Source organism: uncultured Fretibacterium sp. (genome assembly GCF_938030725.1).
Classification (GTDB): Bacteria; Synergistota; Synergistia; order Synergistales; family Aminobacteriaceae; genus Fretibacterium.
Genome location: NZ_CALHIQ010000098.1, coordinates 1 through 13364, shown reverse-complemented (window position 1 = coordinate 13364; position 13364 = coordinate 1). Strand labels below are relative to the sequence as shown.

At 56.0% G+C, this 13364-nt stretch carries 13 protein-coding genes, 1 pseudogene and 1 riboswitch; of the genes and pseudogenes, 7 read left to right on the top strand and 7 right to left on the bottom strand.

Annotated features, from left to right (window positions below):
• From Q0629_RS06075 to Q0629_RS06065, 3 genes are all read right to left on the bottom strand, one after another.
• Positions 1-1066: glycine/sarcosine/betaine reductase component B subunit (locus tag Q0629_RS06075; RefSeq protein ID WP_298780228.1), on the bottom strand; the 1066-nt coding region annotated here is incomplete at its 3' end.
• 164 nt (positions 1067-1230) lie between these two features.
• Positions 1231-1563, bottom strand: coding sequence for a thioredoxin family protein (locus Q0629_RS06070; RefSeq protein ID WP_015556762.1), 333 nt, complete (start codon positions 1561-1563; stop codon positions 1231-1233).
• Positions 1560-2015 carry a GrdX family protein gene (locus Q0629_RS06065; protein WP_298780225.1) on the bottom strand — a complete coding sequence of 152 codons (456 nt, stop codon included), beginning with the start codon at positions 2013-2015 and terminating at the stop codon, positions 1560-1562. The genes Q0629_RS06070 and Q0629_RS06065 overlap by 4 nt, the downstream gene beginning before the upstream one ends.
• Positions 2016-2100: 85 nt before the next feature.
• A riboswitch (glycine riboswitch) is annotated at positions 2101-2199 on the bottom strand.
• 383 nt (positions 2200-2582) lie between these two features.
• Here Q0629_RS06065 and guaA point away from each other — a divergent pair.
• The 4 genes from guaA (at position 2583) to Q0629_RS06045 (ending at position 8549) form a co-directional block, all read left to right on the top strand.
• Positions 2583-4109 carry a glutamine-hydrolyzing GMP synthase gene (guaA, locus tag Q0629_RS06060; protein WP_298780221.1) on the top strand — a complete coding sequence of 509 codons (1527 nt, stop codon included), beginning with the start codon at positions 2583-2585 and terminating at the stop codon, positions 4107-4109.
• A gap of 296 nt (positions 4110-4405) precedes the next feature.
• Positions 4406-6298: a Dam family site-specific DNA-(adenine-N6)-methyltransferase gene (locus Q0629_RS06055; protein ID WP_298780218.1), complete on the top strand. Its 1893-nt coding sequence runs from the start codon at positions 4406-4408 to the stop codon at positions 6296-6298.
• Positions 6299-6513: 215 nt separating this feature from the next.
• On the top strand, positions 6514-8184 hold the full coding sequence (locus tag Q0629_RS06050) for an AlwI family type II restriction endonuclease (protein ID WP_298780215.1): 1671 nt from the start codon (positions 6514-6516) through the stop codon (positions 8182-8184).
• A gap of 80 nt (positions 8185-8264) precedes the next feature.
• Positions 8265-8549 (top strand): DUF6506 family protein, encoded by a 285-nt coding sequence (locus Q0629_RS06045; protein WP_298780212.1) that lies wholly within the window; start codon positions 8265-8267, stop codon positions 8547-8549.
• Positions 8550-8709: 160 nt separating this feature from the next.
• Here Q0629_RS06045 and Q0629_RS06040 read toward each other — a convergent pair whose 3' ends face one another.
• From Q0629_RS06040 to acgA, 4 genes are all read right to left on the bottom strand, one after another.
• Complete coding sequence (locus Q0629_RS06040) at positions 8710-9747, bottom strand: zinc-binding dehydrogenase (RefSeq protein WP_298780209.1); 1038 nt, start codon at positions 9745-9747, stop codon at positions 8710-8712.
• Positions 9677-10288: a 4Fe-4S binding protein gene (locus Q0629_RS06035; protein WP_298780207.1), complete on the bottom strand. Its 612-nt coding sequence runs from the start codon at positions 10286-10288 to the stop codon at positions 9677-9679. Before Q0629_RS06035 ends, Q0629_RS06040 begins: the two co-directional genes overlap by 71 nt.
• A 4-nt stretch (positions 10289-10292) precedes the next feature.
• Entirely contained in the window at positions 10293-11369 is a 1077-nt protein-coding gene (gene acgM, locus Q0629_RS06030) for a radical SAM/SPASM domain protein, ACGX system (RefSeq protein WP_298780204.1), read from the bottom strand.
• A gap of 111 nt (positions 11370-11480) precedes the next feature.
• Entirely contained in the window at positions 11481-11654 is a 174-nt protein-coding gene (acgA, locus tag Q0629_RS10175) for an ACGX-repeat peptide (protein ID WP_366123143.1), read from the bottom strand.
• Between the two features lie 318 nt (positions 11655-11972).
• Here acgA and Q0629_RS06020 point away from each other — a divergent pair, with 318 nt between their 5' ends.
• From Q0629_RS06020 to Q0629_RS10170, 3 genes and pseudogenes are all read left to right on the top strand, one after another.
• Entirely contained in the window at positions 11973-12305 is a 333-nt protein-coding gene (locus tag Q0629_RS06020) for a helix-turn-helix domain-containing protein (protein WP_298780200.1), read from the top strand.
• A 52-nt stretch (positions 12306-12357) separates the two neighbouring features.
• On the top strand, positions 12358-12972 hold the full coding sequence (locus Q0629_RS06015; RefSeq protein ID WP_298780198.1) for a 4Fe-4S binding protein: 615 nt from the start codon (positions 12358-12360) through the stop codon (positions 12970-12972).
• Between the two features lie 217 nt (positions 12973-13189).
• Positions 13190-13309, top strand: a pseudogene (locus Q0629_RS10170) (VOC family protein); the annotation flags it as partial.
• Positions 13310-13364: the final 55 nt, after the last annotated feature.

The window sequence follows — 13364 nt, the reverse complement described above, 5'->3', positions numbered from 1 at the left end:
CCGCCAGGGACTGGCTCGCGCCGTCCTGTCCGGCGTACTCGTCCGTCATGAGCGTGGTCTTGATGCCCATGCGCTCCGCCTTCCAGCAGTTCATCACCAGGTCGGCGTCCGGGTTGCCGAAGCCCTCCTCGCTGATGACCACGCCGTCGAGCCCCAGCATGGCGGCCAGCTTCGTGGCGTAGGTGCTGCTGCGGCGCTTGTCGGCCAGGGTGACGTTCTCATTCGTGACGATGCAGGTCACGAAGTTGAAGTCCCGTCCGTGGCGCTTCAGCATGTCCGCGATGATGGGGTTGTTCTGGTGGGAGTAGGTGCTGTTCTTGTCACAGGCGGAAACGCAGTTTCCGGAAGCGATGGCGCCGTCCATGACCTCAAGCGGGGAGAGGACCGTCGGCAGGATTTTCTTCACGTCCACGCCGTAGAGGTAGGTGTCGTGGAGCAGGCCCTGAGTCTGGAGCATGTAGAGGTAGCCCACCTTCGGCAGGCCGGGATGGGCCCACATGGCCTCCTTGATGTTAGCCTGGTTGTAAATCTCCACCTTCTCCGCCTTGACGTCGGCGCAGGCCTTCGCCAGATAGGCAGCGGCCTTGATCCCGGCTACGCGGCAGGCCTTCTCGTAGTCGTGCTTGTCCATCTCCGGGTCCGACGGCTCCAGGACCAGGACGACGTTGCACGTCTCGGAATAGGGCGTGTACTCCGCGCCGGGGCCCGTCATGTCGATGATGCCCTCCTGGAAGCGCACCAGCTTGCCGGCGGTGACGACGGCCGCGCCGGAGAGAACGAGCGTCTTGCCCTCGCCGACGGTCTCGACGTCGCCCAGAATGCCGGGGAACACCTGCCCCTTGCCCTCGATCTTCCAGCGGGGCTCAACGACGTCCTTCACCGGCATGATGCGGACGCTCTCGCCCGGCATCGCCAGATCGACGTCGAGGTTCTTCCCAAGGAGCGGGTCCTCGGCGATGAGGTCCAGCAACTCCTTCTTGTTCACGGTCAGAGTGCCGCCGGAGAAGCCGGTCTTGTCGCCGAACTTAAGCTGCTTGACAAAAAGCTTGTGAAGTTCCAGTCTCATAAAAAGTACTCCTCCTTTCCAGCTCCTGTCGTTCTCAGAAAACGCTGAGCTGCCTTCCGGGCGACCTCCGCGCTTCCTGAAACCGATACCATGGGTGAGGGCCGCACCGGCCTCGGGACTCCGCCGCGCCGGCTTGGACGCCTCACCCGGACGCACGCTCCGGCTTAGAGCATCTTGTCGACCTCGGCCGTGATGCCCTCGATCGACGTGCCGTCGCCGCTGAGGCGAGCCACCTCCGCACCGCCCTTCCAGAAGAGGAAGGTGGGCTGAGCCATGACCTTCAGGCCGATGGCTACGCGGCGATTCTTGGAGGTATCCACCGAGCAGAACTTGACCTTGCCCTCATACTTCGGGTTGTCGGCCAGCTCGTGGTACTTCGGCATCAACGCCATGCAGGGACCGCACTTTGGCCCCCAGAAGTCCACCACCACAGGGATGGGGCTCTCCTTGATCTCGGCCTCGTAGTTCTCCTTCGTCAGTTCAACGATTGCGCTCATCTTGATTCACCCCCTTCCATTGGGTTCTTGTGAAGCAAAAGGGACGCGGGACGCAGCGCCGCCTCCCGGCGGAACTGTCCGTACCGCTCCAGACTTTCCTTCATCAACTCGGAGTCGATGAAGGCGTAATCCGCACGTCTGCCCTCATCCAGGGATGAGGGGATGATCATCCGCTCCCGGCACGCCTCGTAGACGCCCACGGCCTTTTCGATCATGGAGAGGGATTCCAGGTCCACGAGGGCCCCCGGACGTTCTTCGATCAGGACGGAGCGAAAGGGTTGATGGTAGGGGCGTAGGTTGCCGCAGAGCGGGTGGGTGAGGAGGATGGAGCCCAAGTGGATGGAGTCGCGAACGGCAACGAGCACGTCCAAAGAGGACCCCTCAACGAAGCGTCCGCACCGCACGCTTGCGCACAGGTCCCTGTTGTTGGTGATGAGCACGGTCTTGTTCATTGCCGACCTCCGGACCTCCCGTGTTCTGTCACCTGAGCACATTCATTAAAGATGAGTGTGTGAGCTATGCCCGGTTTCAGACTCCCGTCCGGATGCGATCCCTTTGCCTGAGAGTTTCAGCGTCACGTGGGCGCGTTGCCCCTTCGGCGTCCCGCGGCGGCGGGATCTCTCTCGCATCCCTCATTCGGGAAGCTGCCATAGCTGAACCTTATTAACTCAGCTCTATACTGGATTATAGCGGACTCGCCGGAAACGTCAATATGGAAAAAAACTTAAAACAAGCAGCCCTGCGGGCGGGAGTTCCTCCTGAGGCGGCCGCACCCAACGGAAAGCGGACCGGCTTGCCGTGGGACGGCCGGGGCTGCCCTACGAAATATATTCTGCGTTGTATCGTGAAGTGGGAATCGGCGACAAACGAACGTCAATTTGTCCGCGGCCCGCCGGTTTGGGTCGCGTCTCCCCCAAGAGGGGCGCTTGCGGTTATAATATTCCTAGGTTTAGGGGTTGCGGACGTTCGCCCAGCGGTTGATGGCGCGTCCGGGGGACAGAGGAGGGGGAGCGCAAAAGTTGGAGAATGTGGTCATCATTGATTGCGGCTCACAGTTTACGCAGTTGATCGCGCGGCGCGTGCGCGAGATGAACATCCACAGCGTCGTCCTGTCGTGGGACGCGCGGCGGGAGCGCGTGGCGGAGTTCAGCCCGAAGGGGATCATCATATCGGGCGGGCCGGACAGCGTCAACGATCCGGACGCCATCGCCGTGGACCGACGCGTGCTGGACATGGGGGCGCCGGTGCTGGGCATCTGCTACGGGATGCAGCTCCTGGCGAAGACCCTGGGAGGGGCGGTGGGCTCCGGCGAGCGGTCGGAGTACGGCGTGACGCGGGTGCGGCGCAGCGGGAACTCCCGCCTCATGGAGGGGCTGCCCGATGAGCTCCAGGTTTTGATGAGCCACGGCGACCGGGTGACCTCCCTGCCCGAAGGCTTTCGGGCCACGGCCTCTACGGAGGGGGGCGTCACGGCCGCCATGGAGGACCGGGCGGGGCGCTTCTTTGGGCTGCAGTTTCATCCGGAGGTCGTACACACGGAGCACGGACGCGACATCCTGCGCCGGTTCCTGTTCGACATCTGCGGCTGCGCGGGGGACTGGAGGCTTGAGGACTGGGTGGAGGGCGCCGTGGCGGATATCCGGCGCCAGGTTGGCGAGGGCCGCGCCGTGTGCGGGCTGTCGGGGGGCGTGGATTCGAGCGTTGCCGCCGCCCTGGTGAACCGGGCCATCGGGCCGAGGCTGACCTGCATCTTCGTGGACCACGGCCTGATGCGTTTGAACGAGGCGAAGCACGTCGTGGCCTCCTACAGCGGCATGGGGCTCTCCGTGCGCCACGTGGACGCCTCCGCCCTGTTTTTGGATCGACTGGCCGGCGTGACGGACCCGGAGAAGAAGCGCCGCATCATCGGGGGGCTCTTCATCGACGTGTTCGACGCGGAGGCGGCGAAGATCGGGGAGGTGGACTGGCTCCTTCAGGGGACGATCTACCCGGACGTCATCGAAAGCGGCCATCGGAAGGGCGCGGTGCTCATCAAGTCCCATCACAACGTGGGCGGGCTGCCGGAGCACATGAAGCTGCGCCTCTTGGAGCCCCTTCGGGACCTCTTCAAGGACGAGGTGCGGGCCATAGGGCGCCTCATCGGCGTGCCGGAGGACATCGTGGACCGGCAGCCCTTCCCGGGGCCGGGGCTCGCCGTGCGCTGTCTGGGGGAGATCACGCGGGAGCGGCTGGACACGTTGCGGGAGGCGGACGCCATCTTCCGGGAGGAGCTGAGGCGCGCGAAGCTCTACGACGGGATATGGCAGTCCTTCTGCGTGCTGCTTCCGGTGCGCACCGTGGGCGTGATGGGGGACAGCCGCACCTACAGCGAGGTGGTGGCGCTGCGCGCCGTCAACTCGCAGGACGCTATGACGGCCGACTGGGTGCGCATCCCGCCGGAGGTCTTGGACGTGACGGCAAAGCGCATCTGCAACGAGGTGCGCGGCGTGAACCGCGTCGTGCTGGACGTGACCTCCAAGCCGCCGGCAACGATCGAGTGGGAGTGATTGCAGAGGTCGAAAATCCTCTGGACGCAGGGCTTTTTGGCCCTTGAGAGCATTGAATTGAAGCCTTGCGTGGCAACGATTTTTACCAAGAAAGGAGCCGCCTGATTTCAAGGGTCAGGCGGCTCCTTTGGCTTTCCGGATTGCCAAGCCAAACGCAACGGGTACATTGGATAGGCTATAAGAAAATTTATTCTATTGATATATGGTATATGAATATAAAGTTCAGCGCGCTGTAATCTATCCGTACTTTGGTGTATTATATCCAAGTACGGTGAAGATGAAGGGAGGCAGCGCGAATGGCAGAGGCATTGAAAAAGGAAGTATTGTCTCCAGTGAAACCCATTTTAAAATGGGCCGGGGGCAAGGCTCAACTGCTCGGCGAATTGTTGCCCAAAGTGCCGGCCTCCTACAATCGCTATATCGAGCCTTTTGTTGGAGGTGGTGCCCTGTTCTTTGCGCTCCACCCGGAAAGCGCCTTGATCTCGGACAGCAACCCGGAGCTTATCAATGCGTATCGGCAGGTGGCGAAGAACGTCGATCAGGTCATTCGTTGTCTTGCGACCTATCAAAATACACAAGAGGCGTTCTATGTCGTTCGCGGGCTGGATTGGTCAACGTTGCCTCCTGCCGAAGCCGCCGCCCGGACGATCTACCTCAACAAGACCTGCTATAACGGTCTGTACCGTGTAAATCGGAAAGGGCAGTTCAATGTGCCCTACGGCAGATACAACAATCCGAAAATTTGTGATGCCGACGCACTCTACGCTGCTTCAGTCGCGCTGAGACAGACGGAGATTTTATGTGGCGACTATATGCTGGTGCTGGAATACTATGCCAAGCCGGGTGATTTCATCTTCCTTGACCCGCCCTATCTGCCGGTTTCGGAGTACTCAGATTTTAAACGGTACACGAAGGAGCAGTTTTACGAGGAAGATCACGTTGAGTTGGCAAAGGCGGTCATGCGGATGCACGAGCGCGGGTGTCATATCCTTCTGACCAACTCCAATCACCCGCTGGTGCATGAGCTCTATGCGCCGTTTAATATTGAAGTCATTCAGACCAAGCGCTATATTTCCCGCAGCGGCGACAAGCGCAGGGGTGAGGATGCTATTGTCAGCATCCCGCCGAAACGGCGCACACAGCTTTATCTTCTGCCGAAACCGCTTCCTGAACAGGTGTCTGAATATCCTCCGACGCGCTTCATGGGGTCGAAGAGCAAGCTGCTGTCTGAGATTTGGGGCGTGGCATCGGAGTTTCAATTTGATACGGCGGTGGATCTGTTTTCCGGTTCTGGCATCGTGGGCTACATGTTCAAGGCACAGGGCAAGCAGGTCGTCAGCAACGATTATATGGCCATGTCTGCGACCTTTGCAAAGGCCATGATTGAAAACAATTCGATAAAGCTGCCCGTTGAAGAAGCGAAGGTTCTATTGCTCCCCCAATGGAAATCCGATCATTTCGTATCGACTACGTTTCAGGGGCTTTACTATTCAGATTTCGACAACGCCCTGATTGATACCTTGCGCGTCAATATCGCGGCGATTCGTGACCCTTACAAACGGGCCATAGCGATGACCGCGTTGATTCGCGCCTGCACGAAAAAGCGTCCGCGCGGTATTTTTACATATACCGGCGAACGTTACAACGACGGTCGTAAGGATTTGCAAAAAACGCTGGAACAGCAGTTTTTAGAGGCTGTTGAGGCGATCAATCGGGCAGTGTTTGATAACGGAAAGGTCAATCGAGCGAGGCACGGTGATGCGATGGATTTGCGCCTGGAGCAACCGGGTCTTGTCTATATCGATCCGCCTTATTATTCACCCTTGTCCGATAACGAGTATGTGCGGCGCTATCACTTCGTAGAAGGATTGGCGCGAGACTGGAAGGGCGTTGAGATTCAGCAGCACACGCAAACGAGAAAATTTAAATCCTATCCCACGCCGTTCTCAACGCGAAAGGGGGCGGCAGGTGCGTTCGACCAGTTGTTTAAAAAGTTTTCCAAAAGCGTGCTGATCGTTTCATACTCATCAAACAGCTTGCCGACACAGGACGAGATGACCGCAATCATGTCAAAACATAAGGAACACGTTGAGGTTGTTCCAATAGATTATCGGTATTCCTTTGGGAACCAGAATGACGCAAAGACAAACAGAAACAAAGTCCAAGAATATCTGTTTGTCGGATATTAAGGAAGCGCTGATTAATCTTCAAAAGTTGTTGAAAGCAATCAAGGAGTATCAAACAGAGGCTATCCTTTAGCGCTTCCTTAAAATTTTAAAATGGGGCTACGCCCCAAGCCCCGCGCGCTTCGCGCGGCCTGATGAAGTTTCAGGCACTGAGGGGAGTCCATACGGTTGACAGTTCTCAACGACTTAATCAGTGTTTCCTTAAAGGAGTTTGAGGTATGGGGTTCTGGCAGCTTGGCAATACGTCCGTAAGGAGCGCCATGCGGATAAGGGATGGCCTGGTTGCCCTCTCCACCTCGGCGATTCAAGGTGATATTCGTAGAGGGGAAGGTGATAGAGCTTTTCGCCGTTTGCTTGGAGAATGCGGCGTCGTTTCTCTTGGAGAAGATGTGACCAACAGCGTTGGGCGTAAGTGGCGTTCAGCCATGGGAAAACTCGGTTTTATTTATCCGGAGATCAAAAGCTCAATGGGATTTGAGCAAAGCGCTCTTGGCCCGCTTGACACGATTACGCCCGCCGGTCGAAATTTGATACGCGCTGAAACCGTGGCTGCTATGCAGGAGTGCTATTTGCGGTCAATGGTCACTCCCATGGCCCCATGCGGTGAAGGTCTGAGATTTTCTCCTTTGACCTGGACGTTGGCGATCCTGTTGGAGCTTGAAAAGCGTCGCATGGAGCCTGCTGTCAATTTTATTGAAATGGCTGCGATCGTTCAGGTTACAAGCCCTGCCGATGGGCTGGAAGCCACCGTCGAAAGGCTTTGTAATCTGAGAGCGCTGCGGAAGGCGGCAGAACGCAAACGTGCCTTTGACCGGGATATCTATGAAAAAGGCGCCGCTGAATGCGCATGTAAACCGCACACTTTCATCGACTACGCAGATATGAATATGCGTTACCTGAAAGCGACCGGCATGGTGCAGTCCAAGGGTAAGGGGATTGTTCTGATCCCTGAAAAGCACGCGTTGGCTGTTGAGCTTACAAAGGGACTTATGTCGGACAAGCCCTTATTGGAGCTGTATCGCTCTCTTTGCAATGGAACGCCATTGCCGACCGATAATGCGGAAATTGCCAACCAAGTGCTTTCAGACCTGTTGCAGAAAATTCAGCATTATGGCGTCGAATACTCCATCGTTGGAAAGCTGTTGGATACCCCGGCACATATTAACCAGGTTCGGTATGAGATTGAGGGGCTGATTGCAGAAAAGAAAGAGGAAGTCTATGCCGGGCAACAGGCCGGGCAGTGGGAAGAAATTGCAGCTTATATGGATTTGATCGCTTTGCGCAGAGATCGCCTGAAAATTGGTGAGGACGCTGAGATTAGAATTCCAAAAGCGGAGGTGCCGGCCTATCTGGAGTGGAGCCTGTGGCGGGCGTTTCTGGCGATTGACACGTTGGCAAATAAGCCTTATGAAGTGCGCCGATTCAAGATAGATCAAGATTTCCTGCCGGTTAGTACTGCACCAGGCAATGGCCCGGACTTGATTGCCGAGTTTGAGGATTATGTTATCGTGATCGAGGTCACGCTGTCCGAGAGTTCCCGCCAGGAGGCGATGGAGGGCGAACCTGTGCGCCGCCACGTTGCGGATATGACGCAGCAATACGACAAGCCGGTCTATGGACTGTTCATCGCCAATCGGATTGATTCCAACACAGCGGAGACGTTCAGGATTGGCACTTGGTACACCAAGGACGATGAGCGGTTGGATTTACACATTGTTCCTTTTACGCTGGCGCAGTTTGTGGCGTTTTTCAGAGCAATTTTCAAAGGAAATCGTGCAGCACCCAATGTGATCGTATCGCTTATAGAGGAATGTGCAAGCTGCCGGGCAAGCTGCGAAGCGCCCGAATGGAAAGCTGCGATTTCAAATGCGATTCAGAGAAGAAGTTAAACTGCGAAAGCGCGATGCGATAAAAAATAAAAAGCTCTGAGTAATAGAAAAATTCCACTAAAGTCAGGAGGATGGATGCTATGCGGTTTGCGTTTTTGATCATGGGCGATTTCAATGCGGAGGCGGACAGGGCGTCGATTCACGGTGGTGACGCTCAGATCGTCGGTGTCGCAGACCTGCGGGAAGCAAGGGAAGAAGCGCGCCGGCTGCAGCGTGAAGGGGTTGACTGTATAGAGCTCTGCGGCGCTTTTGGAGAGGAGGGGGCGAGGGCGGTCATTGAAGCGACGGGAAATAAGCTCCCGATTGGGTATATCGTCCATTTCCCGGAACAGGACGAGGTGTATCGCGCTGCGTTTTCCAGGTAGCGGCTTGGGGTTTTTCGGCGTCAGGTCATTTTGACCTGGAACGGGGGGATTTTGCGGCACAGGCACCGTGGAATCCCCCAGCCCGTTCTGAGGCCACCAGGGAGGCAGAGCGGCTCGGTGCAAGTGTCTTGGCTCGTCCGCGCGCCGCCTGTACGCTTGCTTATAGCTTTACAACGATCTTGCCGTTTACGCTTCCCGCATCCTGTGCGGCAATAGCGTCCTGCATGTCCTCGAAGCTGAACGCTTTTCCGTAAACGGGGACGAGGTTTTTGTCCTTGATAAAACGGAAGATGTCGTCAACGACCTGCTGTGTAGGCCAGTTGCTGTGGAATCCGGTAAGGTACACTCCGTTTGGAATGTCCTTGATGGGATCAAATCCATTGAGCGCATACACGCCTCCGAGAACGCCGGTATTGCAGACAATTCCGCCCCTTTCCACGGCGGTCAGCGTATCTTTTACCGTTTTTGCACCGACAAGCTCAAGAGCTTTGGTGGCTCCCTGAACGACGCCTGTGAGCCTCCCTTGGTCCAGGACCTGCTCATCCGCGTCGAGGAGCAGCTTTAACTTGTTTTCTCTGTGGGTGGTGGCGATCACACAGCATCCCATTGCCTTTGCCATCTGTATCGCCGCATAGCCCAGCGCACAGGTCGCCCCGCGGATCAGGAGCGTATCGTCGGGTTGCAGTTTGAGGCATTCAAGCAGGCTGCCCCATGCGGTAAAATAGGTTTCCGGCACAGCCGCAAGCGTCGCCCAGTCGAAATCGCTTTCGATGACAAAAACGCGCTGAACGGGCAAAAGGGCGTATTCAGCGTAACTGCCGTTGAAGCTGCGGCCCATGCCGCCCATCATGGCAATGACCTTTTGGCCTTTGGAAAGCCCGCTGTCGGAGGGGTCGGCAACCTCTCCCGCGCACTCGATGCCGGGAATGATGGGCTTTTGAATGTACTCCGCGCATATCTCGCTCAGGCGAAGTATCTGCTCCGAATGGTTCATGCCGAAAACCCTGACCTTTACCAGGACCCAGCCGGGCCTTACCTCTGGAATCGGCACCTCCGACAGGACGAGGTCTTTTGCCTCCGTAACGCCGTTTAAAAGGACTGCTTTCATGGTTTTCATCAGGATCGCCTCAATACCTCTCGATCGCTTCCACGGGACAGTTTTCAGCGCAGTTGCCGCATTGCAGGCAATGGCTTTCATCGATCACAAAAGGGGTTCCTGGCCTGATGGCGTCCTGTGGGCACACCGCCTGACAGGTGCCGCACCCGATACAGTTTTCCATGATGTGGTATCCCTTTTTTAGCGATTCAGCGTTTCCGACTACAAAATATTCCCTTGTGATTGGGCGGGTAGAGAGGCAAAAGTACTCTATCGTGTAGTCCTGCAGAAGGAAGATCGTGTCGATGTTCTTCGTTTCTCCGGGGTAGACGTTTTCGAGGTAGGGCTGTTCCTGATAAAGAACGTTCCGCCACTTGACCTGAGCATCCTCTGGGACCTCTTCGGCTCTGCCGGAAAGTCGGATCGTTTCTTTGTACTTCGTGTAGCCAAGGACCTGAACTCTTCCGTCGTTTTTCAGCTGCGAGGCGAAGTATTTTCCCCTGGCCGTCAGAAAGTATAGGCTCGTTCCCTCATAGTGAATGGCGCTGATGTTGCGCACCTGCGGAGCGCCGCTTTCGTCAACGGTGGCAAAATCAAGCACGCCGACGTAGCTTAATTTTTTAATGCAGGTTTCGATATCCATGTATTCAACTTCTTTCTCCCTGCGACATCTCAGGCGTCAGCAACCCGTTTTCCACGCTGGCCCAGCACTGCGGATCGTCACCGTAGAAGTCACCGTTTGTGCCCTTGGCGACTGCAGGACAGCCACGGCAGAATTGCTTTAACTTACAACGGGAGCATTTTGAAAAATCGTCATAATTTCTGAATGCCTCCATGTCCGTTACCCAAACGTCAGCGAGTCGGTCTTCAAACACGCTGCCCACCTTGCTGTCCGCCACCCTGCGGCAGGCATAAATCTCCCCGGTGGGCAAAATCGTCAGATGACAGTTCCCACAGTTGCATCCACCATAGATCATTCCATCGCAGGCATAGGAGGGAATCTTGAATTTCCCTGTTTCGTACTCATAAAGCGTCCAAAGGTGATCTTTCTTGTTGAAGTAAGTATCGCAACCCTCCGCTTCGTATTCCGTGAACTTCCGGTCGCAGGTGGCAAGCAGCTTTCGATATTCCTGTGCCGTAATGCCTGCGTCGAGCTCACCCCCGGAGGGGACGTAACGGGAAAAGGCAAACACGTTTACCCTGGCCTTCACAACGGCATCGATGATGCCGGGAAGCTCCGCATGATTTACCTTGGAAACGGTGGTCATAACGACGCTGCGAATGCCGGCCTGGTTGATACAGCTTATTTTTTCCAATGTGCAGTCGAAGGACCCCCGCTTACGGAACCAGTCATGAGTTTCCCTCAGGCCATCCAGCGAGAGCTGATACTTCTGACAGCCCAAGGACTTCAATGTTCTGCACACCCGATCGGTCAGATGAAAGGGGTTCCCCATGATCGTAAAGGGGATGGCGCGCTTGTGAAACAGCTTTAAAAGTCGCCAGAAGTCGGGATGCAAAATAGGATCGCCACCCGTAAGGTAAAAATACGGAAGCCTGTCGTGGACATCGCAAAAGTCAAGACAGTTATAGAACGTTTCCTGCAACTGCTTCCACGTCATGGAGTCGAGTTCCCGACAGGGATCGCCCGAAAAAATATAGCAATGCCTGCATCGCTGATCGCACTCGTCAGTGATATGCCATTGGAAAGAAAAATATTCTTTCATGTTCGTCCTTTGAGAACAGCGTTTTGTCTGTGTAAAAACGCATAAATTGAGCAATGAAAGATGTTCCCGGCAAGATATTCCCCACCGGGAACGGTTTGAGCTGGGGTGGGATTACTTCTTGTCTGCCGCACCGCAAGCGGAGCCACAGGCAGCCGGCTTTTCTTTCGGCTTGTCTGCCGCGCCGCAGGCAGCGGGCTTTTCCTCCGGTTTGTCTGCCGCGCCGCAGGCAGACGTTGAAGCCTCCTTATCCGTTGTGCCCCATCCGGACAGATTGGAAAGTGCCATCAGTATCTCCTCCTTACAAAATAGTCGGGATAGCCGGGGCGCTTTCTGCGCCTTGTTTGCATTCTATGAAATGGCGGAAGCTTTCACAAGTACCCACTTTTTTGTAACTTATGGACCGTCGCGTCCGAGTTTTGATTCAAAGCAGCTTGGAAACCGTTTATTTTATCCACGAAGCTTCCTGGCGGAACTCAGCCCGTCCGTTGCAAGGTCCCCCTTGCTGAAACTTCCGAGTCACGAAAGCCTCTTTATTGACCTTTGATACGTGTTGCATTATGATTACAATGTAACATTAAAAAATGAAGCAATAGAGGTGTCCCAATGAAAACGAAGGGTGAACTGCCGGATTGTCCGGTTGCCACAACGGTAGGGCTGATTGGGAGCAAGTGGAAGCTCTTGATTTTAAGGAATCTGTTGATGCGTTCGTGGCGTTTCAACGAGTTGCGTAAGGACCTGGACGGGATCAGCCAGAAGGTGCTGACCGACAGCCTCCGCCAGATGGAAGCAGACGGAATCCTCACCAGGACGGTTTATCCCGAGGTGCCGCCAAGGGTTGAGTATGCCTTGTCGGAGCTTGGTGAGAGTATGCGTCCCGTCCTTACGGCAATGCACGAATGGGGGAGCGCCTATAAGGCACGGATGAAACAAAACTAACGTCATTCTTTGACGGCAGGGCGACGACAAGGTCCGGGGGGATTGATTGTTGATGGAGTGCAGCGATTATCTGCGACTGCTGGCGGAGGATATCCACACGGTGGCCGTCGCGACGGTGGGGGTGGATGGACGGCCCAAGTTGAGGGCCATCGACATCATGCTCTGGGACGAGGACGGCGTCTATTTCCTCACGGCGCGGGGAAAGTCCTTCTACGCGGAGCTCGTGGACCAGGGGTTCGTTGCGCTGACGGGGATCAGTGGCAAGATTTCCATCTCGATGCGCGGCGAGGTGCAGGACATTGGGGGGGAGCGGTTGGACGATATCTTCGAAAAAAATCCCTACATGAAGGAAATCTACCCCGGTCGCACGCGGGAGGCGCTTACGGTGTTCCGCCTCTCTAAGGCCGTGGGCGAGTACTTCGACATCAGCGTGCCGTCCCGCGTCCGGCGGGACCCCTTTTCGGTCGGCGGGGCAGGGGCCATCGAGACGGGGTACTTCGTGGGTTCTGGCTGCATTGGATGTGGCCGGTGCCTGCGAGCCTGCCCTCAGCGGTGCATCGACTTCTCAAGCGGGCGCGCCCTGATCGACCAGAAGCGCTGTCTGCACTGCGGCCGCTGCGCCACGGCCTGCCCCTCCCGCGTGATCGAGCGAAGGGGCATAGCGTGACAACGTGACCATCAGGAGGGGAGCGAGGGACGGCCTCTAAGGACCGTCACGACTTACGAGCGCAGTAGCTTGCAGACTTTGAGCGAATGAAGTCAACCAGCAATCGAGAGGTCCTTCAGAAGCACCTTCAAGTGCTTTATTATGGGCGTGTCGTTGTTGACAAATTTGTGATAAAAACAATAAAATACAATCACATAAACTTGTGGGAGGAAAATGAATGAATAAAATAACGTGTATTTGTTTAGGCGTAAAAAACATGGAAAAAGCGTTAAAATTCTACAGGGATGAGTTGGGGTTTGAAACAGATTGCAGAGAAGATAATCCATCCGTATGTTTTTGCTAGATTGTCAAGCTAAAAGCAACAGGCAAATTGAAAAAAGGCCTCATTAGGG